Origin of the sequence: Mesorhizobium sp. Pch-S (genome assembly GCF_004136315.1) — a bacterium.
Taxonomy (GTDB): domain Bacteria; phylum Pseudomonadota; class Alphaproteobacteria; order Rhizobiales; family Rhizobiaceae; genus Mesorhizobium.
The window spans coordinates 4,284,117-4,305,917 of sequence record NZ_CP029562.1 but is presented as its reverse complement, the minus strand read 5'-3'; the positions used below and the strand labels follow the sequence as shown (position 1 = coordinate 4,305,917).

General features: G+C 61.6%; 24 protein-coding genes and 1 pseudogene. 15 read left to right on the top strand and 10 right to left on the bottom strand.

Translation table 11 applies throughout. From position 1 onward, the window contains the following. Positions 1-9: 9 nt before the first annotated feature. Positions 10-435 carry a VOC family protein gene (locus C1M53_RS20145; RefSeq protein WP_129413849.1) on the top strand — a complete coding sequence of 142 codons (426 nt, stop codon included), beginning with the start codon at positions 10-12 and terminating at the stop codon, positions 433-435. 186 nt (positions 436-621) lie between these two features. Here the strand turns inward: C1M53_RS20145 and C1M53_RS20140 are convergent, their stop codons facing one another. Continuing rightward, positions 622-2,244 carry a tetratricopeptide repeat-containing sulfotransferase family protein gene (locus C1M53_RS20140; protein ID WP_245488220.1) on the bottom strand — a complete coding sequence of 541 codons (1,623 nt, stop codon included), beginning with the start codon at positions 2,242-2,244 and terminating at the stop codon, positions 622-624. A gap of 322 nt (positions 2,245-2,566) precedes the next feature. After that, positions 2,567-2,983 (bottom strand): Kazal-type serine protease inhibitor domain-containing protein, encoded by a 417-nt coding sequence (locus C1M53_RS20135; protein ID WP_129413847.1) that lies wholly within the window; start codon positions 2,981-2,983, stop codon positions 2,567-2,569. 473 nt (positions 2,984-3,456) lie between these two features. Between C1M53_RS20135 and C1M53_RS20130 the strand changes: the two genes are divergently transcribed. From C1M53_RS20130 to C1M53_RS20120, 3 genes are all read left to right on the top strand, one after another. Further along, positions 3,457-3,669: a cold-shock protein gene (locus C1M53_RS20130; RefSeq protein WP_129413846.1), complete on the top strand. Its 213-nt coding sequence runs from the start codon at positions 3,457-3,459 to the stop codon at positions 3,667-3,669. 210 nt (positions 3,670-3,879) lie between these two features. After that, complete coding sequence (locus C1M53_RS20125) at positions 3,880-4,092, top strand: cold-shock protein (RefSeq protein WP_024925394.1); 213 nt, start codon at positions 3,880-3,882, stop codon at positions 4,090-4,092. 190 nt (positions 4,093-4,282) lie between these two features. After that, complete coding sequence (locus C1M53_RS20120) at positions 4,283-4,708, top strand: BA14K family protein (RefSeq protein WP_129413845.1); 426 nt, start codon at positions 4,283-4,285, stop codon at positions 4,706-4,708. Between the two features lie 93 nt (positions 4,709-4,801). On the opposite strand, the gene C1M53_RS20115 is transcribed toward C1M53_RS20120, so the two are convergent. From C1M53_RS20115 to C1M53_RS20105, 3 genes are all read right to left on the bottom strand, one after another. Next, positions 4,802-5,443, bottom strand: coding sequence for an MBL fold metallo-hydrolase (locus C1M53_RS20115; RefSeq protein ID WP_129413844.1), 642 nt, complete (start codon positions 5,441-5,443; stop codon positions 4,802-4,804). Between the two features lie 142 nt (positions 5,444-5,585). Beyond that, positions 5,586-5,897, bottom strand: a complete 312-nt coding sequence (locus tag C1M53_RS20110) for a hypothetical protein (RefSeq protein WP_129413843.1) — start codon at positions 5,895-5,897, stop codon at positions 5,586-5,588. Positions 5,898-6,039: 142 nt separating this feature from the next. After that, complete coding sequence (locus C1M53_RS20105; protein WP_129413842.1) at positions 6,040-6,933, bottom strand: branched-chain amino acid aminotransferase; 894 nt, start codon at positions 6,931-6,933, stop codon at positions 6,040-6,042. Positions 6,934-7,176: 243 nt separating this feature from the next. Between C1M53_RS20105 and C1M53_RS20100 the strand changes: the two genes are divergently transcribed. The 4 genes from C1M53_RS20100 to C1M53_RS20085 all read left to right on the top strand — a co-directional run bounded on the left by C1M53_RS20100 (position 7,177) and on the right by C1M53_RS20085 (position 11,177). After that, complete coding sequence (locus C1M53_RS20100) at positions 7,177-7,722, top strand: MarR family transcriptional regulator (RefSeq protein WP_129413841.1); 546 nt, start codon at positions 7,177-7,179, stop codon at positions 7,720-7,722. After that, positions 7,709-8,428 (top strand): response regulator transcription factor, encoded by a 720-nt coding sequence (locus C1M53_RS20095; protein WP_129416274.1) that lies wholly within the window; start codon positions 7,709-7,711, stop codon positions 8,426-8,428. Before C1M53_RS20100 ends, C1M53_RS20095 begins: the two co-directional genes overlap by 14 nt. 49 nt (positions 8,429-8,477) lie before the next feature. After that, positions 8,478-9,887, top strand: a complete 1,410-nt coding sequence (locus C1M53_RS20090; protein ID WP_129413840.1) for an ATP-binding protein — start codon at positions 8,478-8,480, stop codon at positions 9,885-9,887. A 267-nt stretch (positions 9,888-10,154) separates the two neighbouring features. Continuing rightward, positions 10,155-11,177 carry a glycosyltransferase family 1 protein gene (locus tag C1M53_RS20085; RefSeq protein WP_129413839.1) on the top strand — a complete coding sequence of 341 codons (1,023 nt, stop codon included), beginning with the start codon at positions 10,155-10,157 and terminating at the stop codon, positions 11,175-11,177. Positions 11,178-11,280: 103 nt separating this feature from the next. On the opposite strand, the gene C1M53_RS20080 is transcribed toward C1M53_RS20085, so the two are convergent. The 3 genes from C1M53_RS20080 to C1M53_RS20070 all read right to left on the bottom strand — a co-directional run bounded on the left by C1M53_RS20080 (position 11,281) and on the right by C1M53_RS20070 (position 12,789). Continuing rightward, positions 11,281-11,640 (bottom strand): tRNA-binding protein, encoded by a 360-nt coding sequence (locus C1M53_RS20080; protein WP_129413838.1) that lies wholly within the window; start codon positions 11,638-11,640, stop codon positions 11,281-11,283. A 12-nt stretch (positions 11,641-11,652) separates the two neighbouring features. Continuing rightward, the gene (locus C1M53_RS20075; protein WP_129413837.1) at positions 11,653-12,153 is read right to left on the bottom strand and encodes a YbjN domain-containing protein; all 501 of its coding nucleotides are present in this window, start codon (positions 12,151-12,153) and stop codon (positions 11,653-11,655) included. A 321-nt stretch (positions 12,154-12,474) separates the two neighbouring features. Further along, positions 12,475-12,789 (bottom strand): accessory factor UbiK family protein, encoded by a 315-nt coding sequence (locus C1M53_RS20070; protein ID WP_129413836.1) that lies wholly within the window; start codon positions 12,787-12,789, stop codon positions 12,475-12,477. A 220-nt stretch (positions 12,790-13,009) separates the two neighbouring features. On the opposite strand from C1M53_RS20070, the gene lgt reads away from it, so the two are divergent. The 7 genes and pseudogenes from lgt (at position 13,010) to C1M53_RS20035 (ending at position 19,790) form a co-directional block, all read left to right on the top strand. Next, positions 13,010-13,879, top strand: coding sequence for a prolipoprotein diacylglyceryl transferase (lgt, locus tag C1M53_RS20065; RefSeq protein ID WP_186307080.1), 870 nt, complete (start codon positions 13,010-13,012; stop codon positions 13,877-13,879). Further along, positions 13,876-14,966, top strand: a pseudogene (locus C1M53_RS20060) (class I SAM-dependent methyltransferase). Before lgt ends, C1M53_RS20060 begins: the two are co-directional and overlap by 4 nt. 5 nt (positions 14,967-14,971) lie before the next feature. Then, the gene (locus C1M53_RS20055) at positions 14,972-15,862 is read left to right on the top strand and encodes an aminoglycoside phosphotransferase family protein (protein ID WP_245488219.1); all 891 of its coding nucleotides are present in this window, start codon (positions 14,972-14,974) and stop codon (positions 15,860-15,862) included. 123 nt (positions 15,863-15,985) lie between these two features. Continuing rightward, positions 15,986-16,783 (top strand): peptidoglycan editing factor PgeF, encoded by a 798-nt coding sequence (gene pgeF, locus C1M53_RS20050; RefSeq protein WP_129413835.1) that lies wholly within the window; start codon positions 15,986-15,988, stop codon positions 16,781-16,783. Continuing rightward, on the top strand, positions 16,783-17,934 hold the full coding sequence (locus tag C1M53_RS20045; RefSeq protein ID WP_129413834.1) for a Xaa-Pro peptidase family protein: 1,152 nt from the start codon (positions 16,783-16,785) through the stop codon (positions 17,932-17,934). The genes pgeF and C1M53_RS20045 overlap by 1 nt, the downstream gene beginning before the upstream one ends. A 49-nt stretch (positions 17,935-17,983) precedes the next feature. Next, complete coding sequence (locus C1M53_RS20040; RefSeq protein ID WP_129413833.1) at positions 17,984-18,607, top strand: hypothetical protein; 624 nt, start codon at positions 17,984-17,986, stop codon at positions 18,605-18,607. 247 nt (positions 18,608-18,854) lie between these two features. Beyond that, complete coding sequence (locus C1M53_RS20035) at positions 18,855-19,790, top strand: ribose-phosphate pyrophosphokinase (RefSeq protein ID WP_129413832.1); 936 nt, start codon at positions 18,855-18,857, stop codon at positions 19,788-19,790. Positions 19,791-19,839: 49 nt separating this feature from the next. Here the strand turns inward: C1M53_RS20035 and C1M53_RS20030 are convergent, their stop codons facing one another. Next, entirely contained in the window at positions 19,840-20,604 is a 765-nt protein-coding gene (locus tag C1M53_RS20030; protein WP_129413831.1) for a sulfite exporter TauE/SafE family protein, read from the bottom strand. A gap of 128 nt (positions 20,605-20,732) precedes the next feature. Continuing rightward, a complete protein-coding gene (locus tag C1M53_RS20025) occupies positions 20,733-21,566 on the bottom strand; it encodes a helix-turn-helix transcriptional regulator (RefSeq protein ID WP_129413830.1) in 834 nt (277 codons plus the stop codon). Positions 21,567-21,801: the final 235 nt, after the last annotated feature.

Sequence of the window (21,801 nt, the reverse complement as noted above, 5' to 3'; positions counted from 1 at the left end):
GAGCCCCCCATGAACGACACGACCACACAGACTGAGTATCCTCGTCCGAAAGTGCTCGGCGGATTGATCGCCTATCTGCAGGTGGATGGCGCCACGAAGGCTGCCGAATTCTACAAGCGTGCCTTCGGCGCGGAGGAAGTGTTTGCCTATCCGCCCGACGAGCAAGGGCGCACCATGCACATCCATCTCTACATCAACGGTTCTTCGCTGATGTTGTGCGACGCTTATCCCGACCACGGCCATCCGCATCAGCCGGCGCAAGGCTACACGATGCAGCTCATCCTCCAGGCCGACAACATCGATAGCTGGTGGAGCCGCGCGGTGGAAGCCGGCTGCGATATCGAGAGCCCACTCGCAGATATGTTCTGGGGTGACCGCTGGGGCAGCCTGCGCGATCCGTTCGGCGTCAACTGGGCGATGAACGCCCCCAAATAGCCAGCCGCCTTTCCTAGAGCGTTTCCGTTTTTCACGGAAACGCGGAAACGCTCCAAGTTTTGTTTTGCCGCATTTTTGTAACGCCAGGTGATCCCACTTGGCTACAAAATGCTCCATCAAGGAGGCAGGCTTCGAACCACCGGATCGTATCCCCAACGATCCGGTGGTTCGTTTTTGGAGCAATTGCTACTTCAGCCGCTCGATCAATGGGTTTAGCCGGTCGCCATATCGTTTCCAGAGATCGACGGACCCCTTGTACATCGGCTGGCGCACCTGGGCGGCCGAGGCCGTACGCACCTGCCGCTCGTTCTCGTGGAATGACAGCACCGCATCACTCCACGGCAAGCCGAGATAGTCGATCAGTGCCCGGCTCTGTCCTTCCTGATCGGCCACGAAATCCTCATAGCGCACGTCATGCACGACGCCCGGCAGAACCGCGTGCCAATGTGCCATCATGTCCACATAGAGATTGTGGAAATCGGCCAGCTCGGCGAGATCATAGCCGTAGAGGTGGCCGTCGCCGCGGAAATGCGACTTGAAGATAGACAGGCAGGTCGCAACCGCATTGCGGCTGCAATGCACGATCTTGGCCTTCGGCAGCATCAGGTGTAGGAAGCCGACCAGCAGGAAGTTACCCGGCATCTTGTCGGTGACATGTTTGAAGCCTGGGTAACGGGCATGCAGCATGTCGAGATAGTCGTGACCGGCATCGGCAAAGGCCTTGTCCGGCATATCAGCGATACCGGCTGGGAAGCCGCCCTTCATATCGAGAGGGAACCCCTTGCCGACGGCCGTTTTCAGGATGATCAACTCGCCAGCACCGAACACCTGCGGATGGCTGGCGATGATCTGTTCGACCAGCGTTGTGCCCGAACGCGGCATGCCGACGACGAAGATGGGTGCATCGTCCTCGATGGTGCTCGGCTTGTGTTTTTCGAAGAACTCGTTGCTGAAGGTCGCCTTCATCGCCTCGAATTCTGCGCGCGTCCTTGCGCCGTCATAGGAGATGCCTTTGCGACGGATCGCGTTGCCCTCGGCGAAATAGTCGAAAGCCTTGTCATAGATCTTGAGATCGTCATGCAGTTTGCCGAGACCGAAGGATAGCTGCATGCGTGCCAGACTGTCGGCCGGCGCCTTGACGTGTTGTGCTTCCATGGCAGCAAGTTCGTTGTCAGGCTCGCGTTGTGGCTTCACCTGCGAAAGCATCATCCAGGATTTTGCCTGAGCCGGTTCCGCCGCCAGCGCGGTGCGGAAATGGTTGGCCGCCTCGGCCAGGCGGCCCTTCTCCATCAGCCCGACGCCGTAGCCATGGTTGAGATCGGCATCCTTCGGACGGATGGTCAGCGCTTCGCGGAACGTGGCGAGCGCGTCGTCCAGCCGGCCCGCCTCCTGCTGTGTTTCGGCGAGCCCGGCCCTTGCGCGCATATGGAAGGGATTGCGACCGATCGTGGCCCGGAAAACTTCCTCGGCGGCATCGAAATGGCCGATCTGGCGCAGTGTGGAACCGAGGTTTTCGCGCGCTGCAGCGTGATCGGCCTTTGCGGCAACCGCCTTGCGGAACTGATCGGCAGCAGCAACGGTGCGACCGGCGTCGCGCAGCACGGTGCCATAGTTGTTGAGAAAATCGGGGTTCCGAGGTTCAGCACGCAGCGACTGTTCGATCAGGACCAGTCCTTCGGCGCCGCGACCGGTCTGGTGCAACAGGAGCCCGAGGAAATGCGCCGCAGCCGCATGATCGCCCTTGGCAGCAAGAACCTGCCGATAAAGGCTTTCCGCTTCCTGCAGCCGCCCCGTCTGGTGCAGTTGCAAAGCCTGGGCAACAGCCCGATCAACATCGCCCCCGCGTGGAGGCTGCCCGGAGCCACCTGCTCCGCCCTTTGCGCCTTCGCGCCTTCTCAATGCCCGGTTGATGGGACACCTGCCATGTTCGTATGAGCCTGTTGCGACCTAGAGCAAGTCCAGGAAAAGTGCGCAGCGGTTTTCCGTCCGGAATTGCGTAAAAACAAAGAGGTAGAGCGTTTCGGCGTTTCCGTGAAAAACGGAAACGCTCTAGGCCATCCGGCAGGCGCTTTCAAGCGCGGCGTGTTCGGCGGGCGCCCACGACCATCGGCAACAGGCGCCTGCGCGTTGATCAGCAAGGACCGTCGTCGACGACGCGCCAGCCAGCGGCACGCGCTTCGCAACCGTTCGGGAAGGTCTGCAATTGTCCAGACCGGCGCGCACAGACCGGGGCATATTCCCGCGTGCAGAACTGCGGGCGGTCATCCCCATCATCCCAGCCTCCGCCACGGCACTGACCGTCACCGATGACGCGATATCCGGAGCGCCGTGCCATGCAGGCGTTGGCGAAAGTTTGCCTGTCGCCGCCACGCCGCGCGCAGACGGGTTCATATTCGCGCGTGCAGAATTGTGGCCCCGGGTCTGGATAAGGCGGGCGCGGCCGAGGTCCCGGCCCCTCATCCACCACAACGGTACAGGCAGCCAGCACGATCGCCAGAACCGCAAGCGCAAGGGTTTGCGGCCGCAGGAATAATTTCAGAAATGTCATGGCCCTCTCTCCATCACCCCCAAACCGGCGCATGCGCCGGTGACACCGCACCGCGACCGCGGCGCTGTATCATTCCCGATTGAATAGACGTTGCGGAGGCTTACGCAAGCGCCGCGTCGTGCCGTGGTGAAAAGCTCGTCCTGGGTCCTGTACCTATCTTTCCCGGCCTGTGGCAGATGACCCCGGCTTGCCGAGGGTCTAGTGCGAGCGCAAGCTGGGAGCCCAGTAACCTGCTCCAGCTTGCAACGATCACATTTCCGTGCGATAGATTCCGTGTTCGGGCATTTGCGACCCGGAGACTGGAACGTTTGAACGACCCTTTCCCCGATAATGTGAATCTCTGACAGCCCCGTTTTTCGGCGGGGGGTTTTGTCATGCGCAAATGCATGAGCGCCGAAAAAACCACCGGGAACTGCCCATCGGCGCAGGACGAGGGGCGGAACCCATCATTGAACGGGTGAGGAGTTATTCCAATGGCCCAGACCGGTACCGTAAAGTTCTTCAACTCCACCAAAGGCTTCGGCTTCATCACGCCCGACAACGGCGACAAGGACGTCTTCGTTCATATTTCAGCAGTCGAGGCCTCCGGCCTGCGCACGCTGCTGGATGGACAGAAGGTCAGCTTCGAAGTCGAACCCGATCGCAAGGGCAAGGGACCGAAGGCGGTCAATCTGACCGCAGCATAAGACGGCGTCGGATCAGCGCGCGGCAACAAATCCAAAAGGCGCGGCGGTCATCGCTGCGCCTTTTGTCTGCCCGCTCAAGCATTCGCAGCTTGACGGCTAACCAACGGCAAAAGTTTTTCTTGCCGATACCGCCAAAATAAACGACAAATTTCCACTCTGGGTCACCATGTGCCCGGAGACTGGACTGATGGGGTTCACAAGGAGTTTCCCATGCCGCAGACCGGCACTGTCAAATTCTTCAATCATGCCAAGGGCTTCGGCTTCATTACGCCGGACGATGGAGCAAAGGACGTTTTCGTTCATATTTCCGCCGTGCAGGCATCCGGGCTTCCTGGTCTTGAAGATGGACAGAAAGTGACTTTCGACACCGAGCCGGACAAGCGCGGCAAGGGTCCCAAGGCGGTCAACCTGACGGTCGGTTGAGCCGATCAGTCACGAACGACCTCGATCGACTGAGCATTGCCCATCGCAAAATGGCGCGGTGGGACATCTTTGACAGATTTCGCGGCAGCGATTTCGTTCAGCCTCCGTTCAGCCACGACCGCCTATTACTGGCTGCAAGACCGGACGACGCCTCCGACAGAAGCGGCGAACCGGAACGAAGGAGACCGTCATGAACCGATTTGTCAAAGCCGCCATCCTGTCCGTCGCCGTAGGTGCGACGACCCTGGCAACCTTTTCCCCTGCAAGTGCCGATGACTGGCGCTGGCGCCGCCATCACCGCGATCGCGGTGGCGATGCCCTGGCAGCCGGTGTCGTCGGTCTCGCTGCCGGCGCGATCATAGCAGGCGCCCTGTCGCAGCCGCGTTATCGCGAACCGGCCTACTACGACGACTACGATCCGTATTACGAGCCGCGTCCCCGCTATGTCGTGCGGCCGCGGCCCGTTGTCCGGCAATACTATCGCTATGCTGGCGCCATCGAGCCGTGGAGCCCGGAATGGTACAGCTATTGCTCCAACCGCTACCGTTCATTCAACGCGCGTTCAGGCACGTTCACGGGCTATGACGGCCTGCAGCATTTCTGCAACGCCAACTGACCCCGAACAAAAAATCCAGTTCCCTGCCTGGACCAGAAAGCGCCGCCTCCCGGGCGGCGCTTTTTCCATGCGCTTGCCTGCAGGCTCGACGTTTCAGACGAGGAATGGGTTGGAGCGGCGCTCATCCCCGAAGCGGCTGCCCGGACCATGCCCGCACAGGAAGCCGACATCGTCGCCAAGCGGCAGCAGCTTTTCCTTGATCATGCGGATCAGGGTGTCGTGATCGCCGCCGGGAAGATCCGTCCGGCCGATCGAGCCATGAAAAAGCACGTCGCCGACATGGGCGAAACGCGCATCGCGGTTGAAGAAAACGACATGGCCAGGAGCATGTCCCGGGCAATGCAGCACCTCGAAGGTGTGACCCCCGAACGACACCGTCTCGCCTTCGGTGAGATAGCGGTCCGGCACGCAGTTGCGGATGGTGTCGGTGATCCCGAAGCGACGGGCCTGGTTCTCGAGATTGTCGAGCAATGGCTTGTCATCTTCATGCGGGCCGATGATGTCGACGCCCAGCGCATCCTTGAGGTCCATGGCTCCGCCGGCATGGTCGATATGGCCGTGCGTGATCCAGATCGCCTCGACCGAAATGCCATTGTCGCGCACGGCCGCCAGGATGCGCTCGACATCGCCACCGGGATCGACCACCACTCCCGCCTTGGTCTCACCATCGAAAAGGATGGTGCAGTTCTGCTGGAACGGCGTGACCGGCACGATGCCGGCATTGAGCTGACCCATGGTGGCTCCTTGATTTCTTTCCCCTTCAACTAGAGGGCGAAAACGCCTGCGTCCAGTTCGTCGACGCACGGGCCGAACAAGGGCAGGCAAATGAAATGGGCGGCCGAAGCCGCCCATTCTTGAAAATCTGAAATGTCAGCGCTTACTTTTTCATCGCGTTCATGACCAGGCCGATGATGCCGGTCAGGATCGCGCCACCGCCGGCACCGCCGACGATGTTGTTGAGGTTGAGCGCGCCGCCAAGGCCGCTCGCAGCCGCCGTGGCCGCAGCCGGATCAACCGCGCCGCCGCCGAGCAGACTGCCGAGGATAGCAGCGCCACCGACGCCGCCGATGGCACCACCGAGGATCTTGGGAAGCTGGGACATTGCCGCCTGCTGCAGCGCTGCACCCACCGCCTGACCGCCGATGATACCAGTGACCACCTGGACGATGATCGGGAGAAGTGTTTCCATTCTTTAGTCCCTCCTTGGATGCCTGCCGCCGCAGGCAGACACCAAAATGAGACCGCGAATCCGTTGAAAGTCAAACGGCAGAAAAAAGCGCGAGCAAAAAAGCAGCGCATAACTGCGTTTTGAACACAAACCGCCAAATTTCCTAGGCAGCCGCGACTGTTTTCGCCGGTTGAACAGCGTCCGCATAGGCTTGAACAAGCGTTCTGCTGATGGCGCCAACAGCGAATCGGTATTGTCCGACCTCATTCACGGGCGTGACCTCGGCAGCCGAGCCGGTCAGGAAGCATTCGTCAAAGCCTGCGAGTTCTTCTGGCAGAATGGCGCGTTCGATGACCTCGATGCCACGCTGACGCGCCAGGTCAATCACCGTGCGTCGCGTGATGCCATCGAGGAAGCAGTCGGCGACCGGCGTGTGCAGCTTGCCGTCCTTGACGAAGAAGACATTGGCCCCGGTCGCCTCGGCCACCTGCCCGCGCCAGTCAAGCATCAGGGCGTCCGCATAGCCCTTTGCCTCGGCGAGGTGCTTGGACATGGTACAGATCATGTAGAGCCCCGATGCCTTCGATTTCGAAGGAGCGGTACGCGGATCCGGCCGGCGATATTCCGCCCAGTCGAGCCGCAGTCCGCGCATTTTCAGCTCCGGGTCGAAATAGCTCGGCCATTGCCAGATGGCGACCGCGCAATGAATGCGGTTGTTCTGCGCGCCCACCGACGTCTGTTCGCTGCCGCGCCAGGCGATCGGCCTGACATAGGCGTCCTGGAAACCCTGCATCTTCAGGAGAGTGCGACAGGCCTCGTCGATCTCGGCCACCGAATAGGGAATGACGTAACCGAGGATGCGCGCCGATTCATGCAACCGCTCGCTGTGTTCGGTAAGCTTGAAGATCTCGCCGCCATAGGCGCGCTCGCCTTCAAAAACGGCACCGCCATAATGCAGGCTGTGCGTCAGCACATGAACTTTCGCATCTGCCCATTTGATGAACTGGCCGTTCATCCAGATGAATCCATCCAGTTGGTCGAAGGGAACAGTCGTCATAGAATCCTCCCGGGCGCAGGCAGGCCTGCGCAGCGTTGTCACGTTGCGTTGCTGTCGATCGGCTTGAGGGCAATCTGCGCGATGCTTGCGCAGGGTCGGATACACACCGATGAAAAGTTAGTCGAAAGCGTTGCCGCCTTGCCTTTTCGTGCGCAATCAGCCCTAAAGCTTGTCGAAAATTACCATTGCCCGAAAAATACGTCAATAATGCTGACATATTTTTCAGCTAAACGCAGGACCATCATGGCTGACCGCAAGACCGCTCGAGGAGCGCCGATCAAAACACCGGTAGGCGAACAGGACGGCATCGACTTCAGCCTTATCGAGCTGTTCTTCTTCGCCTATCGCGACTTTACTTCCGATCCAGACGAAATCCTCGCCGACTACGGCTTCGGTCGCGCGCACCATCGTGTGCTGCACTTCGTCAACCGCAGGCCTGGCCTCACCGTCGCGGAACTGCTGGACGTGCTCAAGATCACCAAGCAGTCGCTGGCGCGCGTGCTCAAGCAGCTCATCGACACCGATCATATCGTGCAGCTACCAGGCCCGCGCGACCGTCGCCAGCGCGAACTTTATCCAACCGAAAAAGGCCGCGCGCTGGCATTGGCGCTGGCGCGGCCACAGTCGCGCCGCATCCATACGGCATTGGGAGATTCCGGTTTAGGGAACCGCGCTTCGATTGAGTTGTTCCTGAAAGCGATGGTCAATCCGGAATTGAGGGCGCAGATTGATATCTTGCCCGCGAACCCTACCCAGCAACGATCAGGGGACGATGATGGAGAACATTGAGAGGACCGACAGGCCGCCCGCGCCGAACGACGACGCGCCGCATCTCCTGGTGGTCGACGACGACACCCGCATCCGCAACCTGCTCAAGCAATATCTGACAGAGAACGGCTTCCGCATCACCGTGGCCGGCAACGCCGACGAAGCGAGGCGCAAGCTGGTCGGCCTGGATTTCGACCTTCTGGTGCTGGACATCATGATGCCCGGCGAAAGCGGTGTCGACCTGACCCGCTCGCTGCGGACCGACAAGAATGTGCCGATCCTGATGCTGACGGCGCTCTCGGAGACCGACAATCGCATCAGCGGCCTCGAGGCCGGAGCCGACGACTACCTGCCGAAGCCATTCGATCCGCGCGAACTCATCCTGCGCATCAACAACATCCTGCGCCGTGGCGGTCCAGCCACCACGCCGAAGGTCGAGCAGCTGGTGTTCGGTCCCTACACCTTCCAGATCGCCAAGCGCGAGCTGAAGAAGGGTGGCGAGGCATTGAAACTGACCGATCGCGAACAGGAGATCCTGGCGATCTTCGCTGCTCGTGCCGGCGAGACAATACCGCGTCACGAACTGGTTGGGTACGATTCGGAGGTCGGCGAGCGCACCATCGACGTCCAGATCAACCGCCTGCGCCGCAAGATCGAGCGCGATCCGGCCAATCCCGTCTGGCTGCAGACCGTGCGCGGTATTGGGTATCGGTTGAGCGTGGAATAGAATGCAACGCCGTCGCTTCGGCGACGACATCGCGCAAACCGGTAGGTGAATGGCGACTTCGGAGCTGCAGAGACCGCAACCGCAGGACGGACGCATCGCGCGCACGTTGGGTGCGCTGCCGCGCGGCTGGCGCAGGTTCTGGCGCCTTGTTTCCTTCTATATGCCGAAGCGGCTTTATGCCCGCTCGCTGATCATCGTCATCGCCCCGATGATCCTGTTGCAGTCGGTCGTCGCCTACGTCTTCCTCGAGCGGCACTGGCAGCAGATGACACAGCGCCTGTCGCAGGCGGTGGTGCGGGATATCGCTGCCGTCGTCGACCTGATGGAAACCTATCCGCGCGAAGCCGACTACGCCAACATCATCCGCATGGCGCAGGACCGCATGCAGCTGAAGGTCGACCTTTTGCCTCCCGACCCACTGCCACCGCCGGGACCGAGGCCCTTCTTCTCGATCCTGGACGACGTGCTTCCGGCCGAGATCACACGCCAGATCAACCGTCCCTTCTGGATCGATACCGTTGGCAACTCCAACGTCATCGAGGTGCGTATCCAGCTCGAAGACAAGGTTCTGCGTGTCTTCGTGCGCCGCAGCCAGGCCTATGCTTCCAACACCATCGTCTTCCTGATCTGGATGGTCGGCGCCTCGCTGGTGCTCCTGATGATCGCCATCCCTTTCCTGCGCAACCAGATCCGGCCAATCCTGGCGCTCACCGAAGCTGCGGAGAGTTTCGGCAAGGGCCGGCCGATGCCACGCGATTTCCGGCCGCGTGGCGCCGAGGAGGTGCGACGCGCCGGCTTCGCCTTCATCCAGATGCGCGAGCGTATCGAGCGGCAGATGGAGCAGCGCACGGCAATGCTGACCGGCGTCAGCCATGACCTGCGCACCGTACTCACCCGTTTCAAATTGCAGTTGGCACTGATCGGCGGCAAGCGCACCGATACCGAGGCGCTCAACCAGGACATCCAGGACATGCAGTCGATGCTCGAAGGTTATCTTGCCTTCGCACGTGGCGAGGCCTCCGAGGACCAGGGCGATTTCGACCTCGAAACATATTTCCAGAAGCTGCGCGACGAAGCCGCTCTACGCAAGCGCAAGCTGACCACCACGGTCAGCGGCCCCAAGCTCGTGCACGTCCGGCCGAATGCCTTCGAGCGACTGCTGTCGAATGTCGCCGGCAATGCTTTCCGTTATGGCAAGACGGTCGACATCAAGGCAGTCAACAGCCGCGGCGCGCTGGTGGTGACCATCGATGACGATGGTCCCGGCATCCCGGAAGACAAGCGCGAGGAAGTCTTCAAACCGTTCGTGCGGCTGGACGAAGCCCGCAACCTCGATGCCAGCGGCACCGGCCTCGGCCTTTCCATTGCGCGCGACATCGCACGGACCCACGGCGGCGACATTGCGCTCGAAGACAGTCCGCTCGGTGGCTTGCGCGCCATCATCAGAGTGCCGTCCTAGAGCAATTCCGGCAAAGTGCGGTTTTGCATCTGGAAAGCGGGAACGCCTTAGTCCCGGGGCTTCGAGGCGCCCCCTCCCCAATTCATCGCCACGTCATGAAAACATGGTCAACAGCGCCCATGAAACGCGCGGTAGTCCATGATTCGATCTGGCGCCTGGATCCCGGCGTCCTGCCCGCCAGGCCGGACTGGCGCGAGGAATGGCTGTTGACCGGCCTTCCCTTCCGAACGCGCGCGCACAAACCCCACGGCATTGCGGCGAGGTCCCATGCGCATCCTGATGGTCACTGACGCCTGGCGCCCCCAGGTCAATGGCGTCGTTCACACGTTGGAGCGGCTGACGGAAACGCTGAAGGCGCAAGGCGTCGAAACCCAGTTTCTGACCCCCAACACCTTCCGCACCTTGCCCCTGCCGACCTACCCCGACATCCGGCTGGCGCTGACCACGCCGCGCCATGTCGCCCGGCTGATTGCAGATTCGAACGCCGATCATATCCACATCGTCACCGAAGGCCCCCTGGGTATCATGGCGCGACGTTACTGCCGTGCAAATGGCCGCCCTTTCACCACCAGCTACCATACGCGTTTTCCCGAATATCTCAGCGCCCGCCTGCCCGTGCCGGAACGCTGGGCCTATAACTGGCTGCGCGATTTCCACAATTCCGGCCAGGGCACGCTGGTCGCCACACAGTCGCTGGCCGACGATCTCACCTCACGCGGCTTCAACAAGCTGAAGCCCTGGACGCGCGGTGTCGATATCGAGCATTTCCGCCCCGACAAGCGCGGCGAACTGCCCTTCCCGCGCCCGATTTTCCTGTCGGTCGGCCGCGTCGCCATTGAGAAGAACCTGCCCGCTTTCCTCGATCTCGACCTGCCCGGCAGCAAGGTCATCGTCGGTGACGGACCGGAACGCGCCAAGCTGTCGGCACGCTATTCCAACGCACATTTCCTCGGCCATCGCCCGAGTGGGGAACTCGCAGAAATCTACGCTTCTGCGGACGTTTTCGTGTTTCCCAGCCGCACGGACACGTTCGGCAACGTCATCATCGAGGCGCTGGCCAGCGGCACGCCGGTCGCCGCCTATCCGGTAACCGGACCGATCGACATCGTCGGCGACGGCATCGGCGGCAAGGTCTCGGACGATCTGCGCCAGGCCTGCCTCGACGCCCTGACCGTAAGCCGGGCAGAAGCGCGCGAACGCGCCATGCGCTACACGTGGAAGGCCTGCGCCGACATGTTCATGGATACCGTCCACGAAGCGCTCGGCAGACACGAGAAACTCGCGGCCTGATCCCGCCGAATTTCCAAAGACAGGCTTGGAGTGGTTTCCGTCCGGAATTACGCAAGAACAAAGCGTTCGAGCGTTGCCGCGTTTTGGCGAGAACGGAAATACTCTAGAAAAGCCGGCCGCCGTCCGGCACCTTGCGTTCGATCGCGCCAAGCACGACCTCGCCATCGCCATCGGGAAAACCGAGTGTCAGGACTTCCGACATGAACTTGCCGATCTGGCGCGGCGGGAAATTCACCACCGCAAAGACCTGCCGGCCGACCACGCTCTCCGGCGTATAATATTTGGTGATCTGGGCAGAGGACTTCTTCACGCCGATCTCCGGCCCGAAATCGATCTTCAACTTGATCGCAGGCTTGCGTGCTTCCGGAAAAGGCTCGGCTTCGACGATCGTGCCGGCACGGATGTCGACACGGTCGAAATCGGCAAAGGTGATCTCGGATTTACGCTCGGTACTGGCAGTCATTTTTCTCGGCGATCAGGCATTGCCATAGGTTTCGAACAGCACGCTCGACAGCGCATCCTTGGCCGATGTCCCCGACCAGACGACGAACTGGAACGCCTGGAAGTAGCATTCGCATGCCTCCAATGCCGAGGACAACAGCACTTCCACCTGCTGGCTCGATGGCTCGACACCGCCGGCAAGCAGCAGCGACTGGCGGAACATGATCGCGCCTTCCTGCTCCCAAAGGTCGAAATGACCGAACAGCATCTGCTCGTTGATCAGCGACAGCAGCCGCATCACCTCGAGTGTGCGGCTCTCGGGAACCTTGATGTCGAAAGCACAAGCGAGATGAAGCGCCTCGAAATCCTCCATCCAGGAAAAGGACACATGATAGTCGGTCCAGGTTCCGGTCACCGAGATCGAGATTTCGTCGTCTCCGGCCCGCTCGAAGGACCAGTCATTGTTGTGCGCCACCTGCTCGATCACATCGACCGGATGGATTTCGCGGGAGAATTCGAGTTCGAGAAGTTCCATGGAATGCTTCCTGTCGTTCTGGGAGCGCCACCGCACGCTCCGCGGGGGAGGCACGCACAACGAACAATTGTTCAAGAACTCGGACGGCCTGGACTGCTCGACGCAACACCCCATGACCGGACCCCACCGCCCGGCGCATGACCCCGTTCCGAATCATGCAGCAAATTCAGTCTATTGATCGGGAGTCGCGTGACCAGCCCAATTTTTTGGGGCGGGCCATTCGCATGTGGAAAGCGGAGTCACAAAGAGTCACACGCCACCGTTAAGCGATTCACGACAAAGCGCTTTTTCAGACGGCGGGTTGTGGAAAGATTTAACGAATTATTTTTTTGCGCGTGGCTTCGCGGTGGCGGCAGAAGCCGGCTTTTCGGTCTTGGCCGCGACGGAACCACCAAGCTGCGCTTCCAGCGCTTCGATGCGCGCCGTCAGCCTGGCGTTTTCCTCACGCGCCTTGGCTGCCATCTCGCGCACCGCCTCGAATTCCTCGCGCTGCACGATCTCCATGGAATTCAGCAACCGCTCGGCCTGCGCCCGGAAGGCGGTTTCCACCTCACGGCGCACGCCCTGGGCGGCTCCGGCTGCGTCGGTCACCAGCTTGGCGAATTCATCGAGGATGCGGTTCGGTCCGGTCGACATGGCAAAACCCCTGTTGGTTGATTTGACCTAATGAGCCCCATGCCAGAATGCAAGGTTGCTCCGCCTTGACCGCGCCAAAAGCCTGTCCCATGGTCCGCGCCGCAAAGCATGATCCCGCGAAGTTGCAGACTTTTCGGGTAGGATCATGCGGCAAAACAAAGAGATAGAGCGGAACGGCGATACAACGTCGCATTCCGCTTTGACGCGATCCGCATGGGAGATTTCCTTGAGCGACCTGCTGCCGCTGGCTGCCCTTTCTTTTCCGAACATCGATCCGGTCATCTTTCAGATCGGCCCGTTCTTCGGCTTCGGACCCTTGAAAGTGCATTGGTACGGCGTCGCCTATGTCGTCGGCATCCTGTTTGCCTGGTGGTATGCCAAGCGCCTCATCACCAACACCAGGCTGTGGCCGGATGGTAAGCTGCCGATGAAGCCCATCGACATCGACGACTTCGTCGTCTGGGCCGCAGTCGGCATCGTCGCCGGCGGCCGGCTCGGCTATGTGCTCTTTTACAATTTCCCGCGCTACTTCAACAATCCGATCGAGATCTTCTATCTCCAGGATGGCGGCATGTCCTTCCACGGCGGTATCACCGGCACCATCCTGGCAATGTATTTCTTCGCCCGCTCGCGCGGCATCCATGTCTGGTCGCTGTTCGACGTGGTGGCGGCAGGCGTGCCTGTCGGCCTCGGGCTCGGCCGGCTTGCCAATTTCATCAACTCCGAGCTTTGGGGACGGCTGACCACGGTACCCTGGGCGGTCGAGTTTCCGAACGGCGGCCCCTTCGCCCGCCATCCCAGCCAGATCTACGAGGCACTGCTCGAAGGCCTCGTACTCTTTCTGGTGCTGCGTTTCCTCACCCATTCGCGGCTGAAACTCATGACGCCGCGCTTCGTCTCGGGTGCCTTCGTCGCCGGTTATGGCCTGTCGCGGATATTCGTGGAATTCTTCCGCGAGCCCGACCAGCAGCTTGGCTATCTGTTCGGCGGCTGGCTGACCATGGGCATGGTGCTGTCAGCACCGATGGTTCTCATCGGCATCTGGTGCATGGCAACGGCCAGACCCGTCACCCACGCACAGCCGGCATGAGCGGGCTGAAGCGCCGCATCATCGAGTTGATCACGACGGTCGGGCCCATCCCTGCCAGCGAATACATGGCGCTTTGTCTGTTCGATCCAGAGGCGGGTTATTATACGACGCGCGAACCTTTCGGCGCCGGCGGCGACTTCATCACCGCACCGGAGGTCAGCCAGATGTTCGGTGAACTGGTGGCAGTCTGGCTCTATGAGGCCTGGCGTACGATCGGCTCGCCGACGCCTGTCTCCCTGGCCGAAATCGGACCGGGTCGCGGCACCTTGATGCGTGACATGCTGCGCACCCTGCACCGCCTCGACCCGGTATTTGCCACGGGCACCTCCATCGCGCTCATCGAGACCAGCCCACGCTTGCGCGAGGTCCAGAAGAATACGCTGGCTGGCATTGCTATCGATGTTGCATGGCACGAAACGGCTGCGACCTTGCTCGATCAACCGATCTTGATCGTCGGCAACGAATTGTTCGATGCCGTTCCGATCCGGCAATTCGTACGGACCGCCGATGGCTGGCGCGAACGCATGGTTGGACTGAATGCCAATGGTGAACTCGCCTTTTTTGCCGGTGCGGCCTCCCTTGATCCCGCGCTGCTGCCGGCCGATGCAGAGGTGCACCCAACGGTGCCATAGTCGAACTCGCCCCGGCACGTTCAGCCTTGATGCAGACGATCGCCGAGCACATAGCAACGCGGGGCGGTGTTGGCCTGTTCTTCGACTACGGTCATCTGCAGCCAGGTGTTGGCGACACCTTGCAGGCCTTGCGCAACCACCAGTACGAGGATGTGCTTGCCAGCCCCGGTGAAGCCGATCTCACCGCGCATGTTGATTTCGCTGCCCTTGCGGCTTCGACCCGCACCGCCGGCCTGCGCGCCGATACCACGACACAGGGCTCGTTCCTGCTTGCCATGGGGCTACTCGAACGCGCCGGTCGCCTCGGCGCCGACGCTGACGAGGCCACGCGCGCGCGCCTGACCGGCGAAGTCGAACGCCTTGCTGGACCACAGGCGATGGGCGAACTGTTCAAGGTACTGGCCATCGCCCCTGAGCAGATCGTGCTGCCGGTGTTCCGCGACCGCGTCGGCTAAGAGGCATGGGCAAGATGCAAACGATGCAGGAAGCCGAACTCGACGCGTTGAAAGCGATCATCATTGGCAGGTTTCCCGACCTGACCGGGTCGCGCTTCAGCCTGCTCACCCAGGGTTGGGATTCAATCGCGGTCGATGTCGACGACCGGCTGATCTTCAAATTCCCGCGCAACGAGATCGCGGAAAAGTCGCTGATCAGGGAAATCAGCCTCCTCAATGTGATCCGTCCCGCCGTTGCCATGCCGGTTCCCGATATCCGGCTGATAGAGGCTTCGCGGATATTCTCGCGCCATCAGAAGTTGAAAGGCAGCTATCTGGAGACACCTCACTACGAGCGTCTGCCAGAGGAAGCGCGCGAGAACCTGGCGCTGTGTCTCGCGCGTTTCTACGTCGACCTGCACGGCCTCGACAGGGATACGATGCGAGCCGCCGGCGCCAGCCCGGTCGAAGCCTGGGCGAAACCAGACGAAGTCCGCGAAAAGGCGCTGCCGCTTCTTTCGGGTGACCTGAAAACGCAGGCCGAACGGATCATCGCATCCTGGGCCGATCTGCCGCCTGATCCTTACGGCGAGACCTATGGCTTCTTCGACGGCCATGGCTGGAACATGGCTTTCGATCACGAGAGCAGCCGCCTCAGCGGCATCTACGATTTTGCCGATTCCGGTTTCGGACCACTGCACCGTGATTTCATCTATTCGAACTTCATCGCCACCGACCTGACCGAACGCATCATTTCCAACTACGAAGCGCTTTCAGGTTGCCCACTCGAGCGAACGCGTGTCGAGGTCCTGACCGGCGCGCATCGTTTGTGGGAGCTGGCGGAGGCTGTGGACGACGCACCAAGGGTCCCCTTCATGATCGATCATTTCGCGTATTGGGTGGCCGCCTTGCGTTGACCTGTTCGACAACCATGCCTGCAAGCACGATTGACTTCGGCCCCCGCCCTGTCCCACTGTCCGCGCTTCGAACCGTCGGCGTGGCGCCTGGACGAATCCTGACCTGACGAAGACAAGACAGACATGCTGAACGAAACGAAGCCGGAGCCGATCCGGTCTCCGATGCTCGAAAAGGCTGCGGCGCAAGGCATTCGCCATGGCTATTTCACCCGCATCGGAGGTGTCTCAAACGGTATCTATAGAGGTCTCAACATCGGCGCGGGCTCGCAGGACGACCCCGAGCTGGTGCGTGAGAATCGTCGGCGTGTCGCCGACTGGATGGGCGTGCCCGCCACGCACCTCCTGAGCGCCCACCAGATCCATTCGCCCGACGTCGTCGTCGCGCGCGAGCCGTTCGATGGAGAGCGGCCCAAGGTCGACGCCATCGTTACCGACCGGCCCGGCATCGCCATTGCTGCCACGACCGCCGATTGCGGACCGGTGCTGTTCGCCGATTCCAGCGCCCGCGTCGTCGGCGCTGCCCATGCCGGCTGGAAAGGCGCCTTCACGGGCGTTCTCGAAAACACCATCGCTGCCATGGAAGGCCTGGGCGCCAGGCGCGAAAACATCGTCGCCGTGCTCGGTCCATCGATCAGCCCGCGCAATTATGAGGTCGGGCCGGAGTTCGTTGCCCGCTTCGTCGAGGCGGATGCCGGCAACGAGCGTTATTTCATGCCGTCGGGCAAAGCCGGTCACGCCATGTTCGACCTCAACCGTTATACGATCGACCGGCTGAGACAGGCTGGCGTGATCGCCGACGCACTCGACCGCTGCACCTATGCGGAAGAAGATCTTTTCTTTTCCTATCGCCGCACCGTCCACCGCAACGAGGCGGATTACGGACGCCAGCTGTCGGCGATCGTGCTGGAGGACAATGGCTGATGGCGCTGCATTTCGAACGCTCCGAATTCGACGCCCGCCGCGACAGGTTGATGATCGAGATGGCCGAGAAGAAACTCGACGCCATCCTGCTGTTCGCGCAGGAAAGCATGTACTGGCTGACCGGCTATGACACGTTCGGCTTCTGCTTCTTCCAGTGCCTGGTGGTGAAGGCCGACGGCTCCATGGTGTTGCTGACCCGCTCAGCCGACCTGCGGCAGGCCCGTCATACCTCGACCATCGACAACATCGTTGTCTGGATGGACCGCGCCGACGCCAATCCGGCAATCGACCTGCGCAACCTTCTGAACGATCTCGACCTGCTCGGCGCACGCATCGGCGTTGAATACGACACCCACGGCCTCACCGCCTACAACGGCCGCAGGCTGGATGAGCAATTGCAGACCTTCGGCCAGATCGCCGATGCTTCCGGCATTGTCGGCCGGCTGCGCCTGTTCAAAAGCCCCGCGGAGATCGCCAAGGCCGAAAAGGCTGCTGCATTGAGCGATGACGCCCTGGACGCGGCCTTGCCGCTGATCAAGCAGGGCGGTGATGAGGCTCAGATCCTGGCTGCCATGCAGGGAGCGGTCTTTTCCGGTGGCGGCGACTATCCCGCCAACGAATTCATCATCGGCTCCGGCGCCGATGCGCTTCTGTGCCGCTACAAGGCGGGCCGCCGCAAGCTCACCAAGAATGACCAGCTCACGCTGGAATGGGCCGGTGTCTTTCATCACTACCATGCGCCGATGATGCGCACGGCCCTTACCGGCAAGGTCTCCAAGCGCCATCAGGAACTGTTCGATGCCTCCCGCGCCGCCCTGCTGGCGGTCGAAAAGGCGATGACGCCCGGCAACAGCTTCGGTGATGTCTTCGACGCTCATGCCCGTACCCTGGAAACGCACGGATTGACCCGTCACAGGCTCAATGCCTGCGGCTATTCGGTCGGTGCCCGCTTCACGCCGTCCTGGATGGACATGCCGATGTTCTACCAGGGCAATCCCGAGCCGATCGCTCCCAACATGACCTTGTTCGCGCACATGATCATCATGGATTCCGAAACGGAGACCGCGATGACGCTTGGCCGCACCTATCTCACCACCGAATCGCAGCCGAAGCCGCTCTCGCGCCATGATCTCGACTTGATCGTGCGCTGAATCGATGCCGGGAAGGGCATTTGTTCGTCGCCGAGGAGTTCGTCAGTCGATGAGGCGATCATGCCTGACCATCGCGCCATTGCTTGTTGCCGTGGCGCTGTCGGCTTGCAACAGGGCCAGTGACGCCCTGCAGCCGGCTCCCACCGCGCAAGCGACGGCGCAACCCGCACCGGGCTCGCCTGCTGCTGCCCCCGCACAGGCTGGAGCGCCCGCGAACCCGATGACCGGGGCGGCAGTGCCCGCCGCTGCCGGCATCACCACCCCTGCACCGACGCCAGCGCAGGCTGCCGCCATCCTCGGCAAGGCCCGATTGCAGATTGCCCCGATCGTCGGAACCTCGGTAGAGGCGGCCACGCCCCTCACCCAGCGCCTCGCCGCACGCGCCAAGGAAAGCGGCATCACGCTCGCCGGCAGCGCCGGCCAAGGTGCCACCCACGTGCTGAAGGGCTATTTCTCGACCATTTCCGAGGGCAAGGACACCACCGTCATCTACGTCTGGGACGTCTATGACCCGGCGGGCACCCGTCTGCACCGCATCAACGGCCAGCAGAAAGCACCGACCGTCAGCGGCGCCGAAGGCTGGGCGGCTGTACCGCCTGCAACCATGCAGGCAATTGCCGACCAGACCATCACCCAGCTGACCAACTGGCTGGCCGGCCGTCCCGCTGGCTGATTCTGGAGCATCTCCGTTTTTCTCGGAACGTGGAAACGCTGCAACTTCTTGTCGACGCAATTCCAGACGCAAACCGCTACGCACTTTGCTGGAATTGCACTGGGAATCTAGCCGGCTAGCGCGCAGAAGACCTTTCCCTTGGGTTAAACCTTTGTTGGGATTCCACTGCGGAATCGTCAATACGGTGCTTGCAATACCGGCAAGGCTGGTTAAAAGCCCCCATAAACTCCACCACCAGGTACGGTGCATGAAACTCTTCGCGGGCAATTCCAACAGGGTGCTGGCCGAAGCGGTCGCCCGCTATCTCAACATCCCGTTGGGCAAGGCTAGTGTCCGGCGCTTCGCCGACCAGGAGATCTTTGTAGAGATCCAGGAAAATGTGCGCGGCGAGGATGTCTTCATCCTGCAGTCGACTTCCTACCCGACCAACGATCATCTGATGGAACTGCTCATCATGATCGATGCCTTCATGCGCTCGTCTGCCAGGCGCATCACGGCGGTCATCCCCTATTTCGGCTATGCCCGCCAGGATCGCCGCGCCTCCGGCCGGACGCCGATCTCGGCCAAGCTGGTCGCCAACATGATCGCCCGCGCCGGTGCTGATCGCGTGCTCACGCTCGACCTGCATGCCGGCCAGATCCAGGGTTTCTTCGATATCCCGACCGACAACCTTTTCGCAGTGCCGGTGATGGCGCGCGACGTGAAGGCCAAATACAAGCAACTCGGCAACGTCATGGTCGTTTCGCCGGACGTTGGCGGCGTGGTGCGCGCCCGTGCGCTGGCCAAGCGCATCGACGCCCAGCTCGCCATCGTCGACAAGCGCCGCGAACGGCCGGGTGAATCGGAAGTGATGAACGTTATCGGCGACGTACGCGGCAAGGATTGCCTGCTGATCGACGATATCGTCGATTCTGGCGGCACGCTGTGTAATGCGGCCGATGCACTTCTGGCCAACGGCGCTACCAGTGTTACGGCATACATCACCCACGGCGTGCTTTCGGGCGGCGCGGTGGCCCGCATCACCGGCTCCAAGCTACAGGAACTGGTCATCACCGATTCGATCCAGCCGACCCAGGCGGTCATCGACGCGCACAATGTCCGCGTCATCTCGATCGGCGACCTGATGGGTGAGGCCATCTCGCGCACCGCCACGGAAGAGTCGGTTTCGAGCCTGTTCGACTAGACCTATCTGGTTGGTCCCGAAGCGACGCTTGGCTTGTCCGACGTTCTGTTTATCGCAGAAGCCCGTCGAGCACCGGCAGGCTGATCAGCGCCGAAAGCGCGATCAGGCCGAAACACAGCCTGCGGAAGGTCTGTTCGCTGGCAATGCCGAACATGTGCGCTCCGAGCCACAACCCCAGGCCGTAGGCTGGCGCGGAAACGACAGCCAACGCCACGATTGGTGCAGTGATCAGACCACCCCAGAGATAGCTGACAGCCGTGATCGCCGAAGAAACGGCGAAATAGAGAATGATGTTGGCCCGGACCGTGTTGCCGGCAAAGCCGCCGCCCAGCCAATAGGCCACGACCGGCGGCCCGCCGACCTGTGCCGCACCCGAGAAGATGCCCGAAATCGCCCCGACCGCGATGGTGAGATAGGCTTTGGGGCGACCGTGGTACCGCCAGCCCGACATCAGGAGCAGCAGAAGCGCAACGACGACGACGATGATCGACCAGCGGATGGTCAACGGGTCGAGATGCGCCAGTGCATAGGTGCCGAGCGGCACGCCGACCACCGCACCGACCGCCATGACAAGGACATTGGTCTTGTCGGCCAGCCGCCACGCTCCGGGGACGAAACCCGCGGCCATCACACCGTCCACCACCAGCAGCAGCGGCGCCGCGACCTTGGGACCGACCACCGAACTGGCCAGCGGCACGAAGATGAGCGCCGCGCCGAAACCCGAAAAGCCACGCGCCAGCCCTGCGATCAAGGCAATCGCAACAATGGCGAACAGAGCCTGGCTGGAAGTGTCAGCGAGTAGAAAATGGGGCATTTTCAAGCGAAAGTACGAAGACAGTTGCCTGATCTACGTACCCTCCCTTTTCGCTACCGGATAGGGCCCAGGACATTGCAGCCTATGGCGCACCGCAACCGACACCATCTGATGGTGACTGCTCACCCTCACCCGACCTCGCGTGCGCCCCTTAGATAACCACGCGGCGAGAGACCCAGCATGCGCTTGAACATGGTGGTGAAGGCCGGCACGCTGTCATAGCCGAGATCGAGCGCAACGCGCGTCACCGGCTCGCCGTCGGTGAGCCGCGGCAGGGCGGCGAGCAGCAACGCCTGCTGGCGCCAGGTCGACAACGACAACCCTGTCTCCCGGTGGAACACGCGGGTGAAAGTGCGCCGGCTCATGCCGACGGTCTCGGCCCAGTCATCGATGATGGCATGCGGCGAAGGTTCGGCGACAAAGCGCCGGCACAGTGCCGCAATGCGTGGATCATGCGGGAACGGCAGACCGAGCGGCCGTTCTTCCATGGCCGGGATCTCGTGCAGAAGCAGCGCCATCAAGAGAGCCGCTCGCTCGCTCGGCGGTTCGTCCGTCGGCAAGGTCACGGCTTCGATGATCAGGCTTCGCATCAGGTCGCTGACCCCGACGACGCGCAGGTTCGTCGGCAGGCCGGCGACCGAGTCGGGCGCGACATAGACCGAGCGCATCGAGACGTTGCCCTGCATCTCCACCGCGTGCTTGATGCCGGCCGGGATCCACATGGCATGGTCAGGCGGAACCATCCAGCGACCGAAATGCGTTTTCACCAGCACCACCCCGGTCAGGGCATGCAGCAGTTGGCTGCGGTTATGACGATGGTCGGGGACGGTGTAGCCGTCCGGATACTCCGACGGCAGCGCGACGACGAGATCCCTCGCACGATCCAGCCATTCGAGCCGTTCACGGTGACGACGATGCAGATCGGTGACCGGAGCCTCAAGGTAAGAAACACTTGTTGGCATGGTTTGGCCCACTTGCGTAATAAATGGACCAAACCACGAAAGAAGCAGCGCCACAACAGGATTATAAGCGCCGGCGCGGCGGCAAACTGCCGTCCGCGACAAGGGTGCGGCTCGATTCAAGCCAGGACGCGCCTGAAATGGTCAGCTTTCGGAGTCGCAAGGCGACGCGTGCATTCGAACACGAGAGCACGGAAGCTGCCATTCGCAGGCCAGCCTCGCTCGAATATCAGCGCAC

Coding starts and splice junctions, on each gene's coding strand:
- C1M53_RS20135 (WP_129413847.1), bottom strand. CDS start 2,983: ATGACATTTCTGAAATTATTCCTGCGGCCGCAAACCCTTGCGCTTGCG.
- C1M53_RS20055 (WP_245488219.1), top strand. CDS start 14,972: ATGGGCAAGATGCAAACGATGCAGGAAGCCGAACTCGACGCGTTGAAA.
- C1M53_RS20035 (WP_129413832.1), top strand. CDS start 18,855: ATGAAACTCTTCGCGGGCAATTCCAACAGGGTGCTGGCCGAAGCGGTC.
- C1M53_RS20085 (WP_129413839.1), top strand. CDS start 10,155: ATGCGCATCCTGATGGTCACTGACGCCTGGCGCCCCCAGGTCAATGGC.
- C1M53_RS20120 (WP_129413845.1), top strand. CDS start 4,283: ATGAACCGATTTGTCAAAGCCGCCATCCTGTCCGTCGCCGTAGGTGCG.
- C1M53_RS20025 (WP_129413830.1), bottom strand. CDS start 21,566: ATGCCAACAAGTGTTTCTTACCTTGAGGCTCCGGTCACCGATCTGCAT.
- C1M53_RS20110 (WP_129413843.1), bottom strand. CDS start 5,897: ATGGAAACACTTCTCCCGATCATCGTCCAGGTGGTCACTGGTATCATC.
- C1M53_RS20130 (WP_129413846.1), top strand. CDS start 3,457: ATGGCCCAGACCGGTACCGTAAAGTTCTTCAACTCCACCAAAGGCTTC.
- C1M53_RS20100 (WP_129413841.1), top strand. CDS start 7,177: ATGGCTGACCGCAAGACCGCTCGAGGAGCGCCGATCAAAACACCGGTA.
- C1M53_RS20090 (WP_129413840.1), top strand. CDS start 8,478: ATGGCGACTTCGGAGCTGCAGAGACCGCAACCGCAGGACGGACGCATC.
- C1M53_RS20125 (WP_024925394.1), top strand. CDS start 3,880: ATGCCGCAGACCGGCACTGTCAAATTCTTCAATCATGCCAAGGGCTTC.
- pgeF (WP_129413835.1), top strand. CDS start 15,986: ATGCTGAACGAAACGAAGCCGGAGCCGATCCGGTCTCCGATGCTCGAA.
- C1M53_RS20145 (WP_129413849.1), top strand. CDS start 10: ATGAACGACACGACCACACAGACTGAGTATCCTCGTCCGAAAGTGCTC.
- C1M53_RS20030 (WP_129413831.1), bottom strand. CDS start 20,604: ATGCCCCATTTTCTACTCGCTGACACTTCCAGCCAGGCTCTGTTCGCC.
- C1M53_RS20070 (WP_129413836.1), bottom strand. CDS start 12,789: ATGTCGACCGGACCGAACCGCATCCTCGATGAATTCGCCAAGCTGGTG.
- C1M53_RS20075 (WP_129413837.1), bottom strand. CDS start 12,153: ATGGAACTTCTCGAACTCGAATTCTCCCGCGAAATCCATCCGGTCGAT.
- C1M53_RS20080 (WP_129413838.1), bottom strand. CDS start 11,640: ATGACTGCCAGTACCGAGCGTAAATCCGAGATCACCTTTGCCGATTTC.
- C1M53_RS20115 (WP_129413844.1), bottom strand. CDS start 5,443: ATGGGTCAGCTCAATGCCGGCATCGTGCCGGTCACGCCGTTCCAGCAG.
- C1M53_RS20095 (WP_129416274.1), top strand. CDS start 7,709: ATGGAGAACATTGAGAGGACCGACAGGCCGCCCGCGCCGAACGACGAC.
- C1M53_RS20045 (WP_129413834.1), top strand. CDS start 16,783: ATGGCGCTGCATTTCGAACGCTCCGAATTCGACGCCCGCCGCGACAGG.
- C1M53_RS20040 (WP_129413833.1), top strand. CDS start 17,984: ATGAGGCGATCATGCCTGACCATCGCGCCATTGCTTGTTGCCGTGGCG.
- C1M53_RS20105 (WP_129413842.1), bottom strand. CDS start 6,933: ATGACGACTGTTCCCTTCGACCAACTGGATGGATTCATCTGGATGAAC.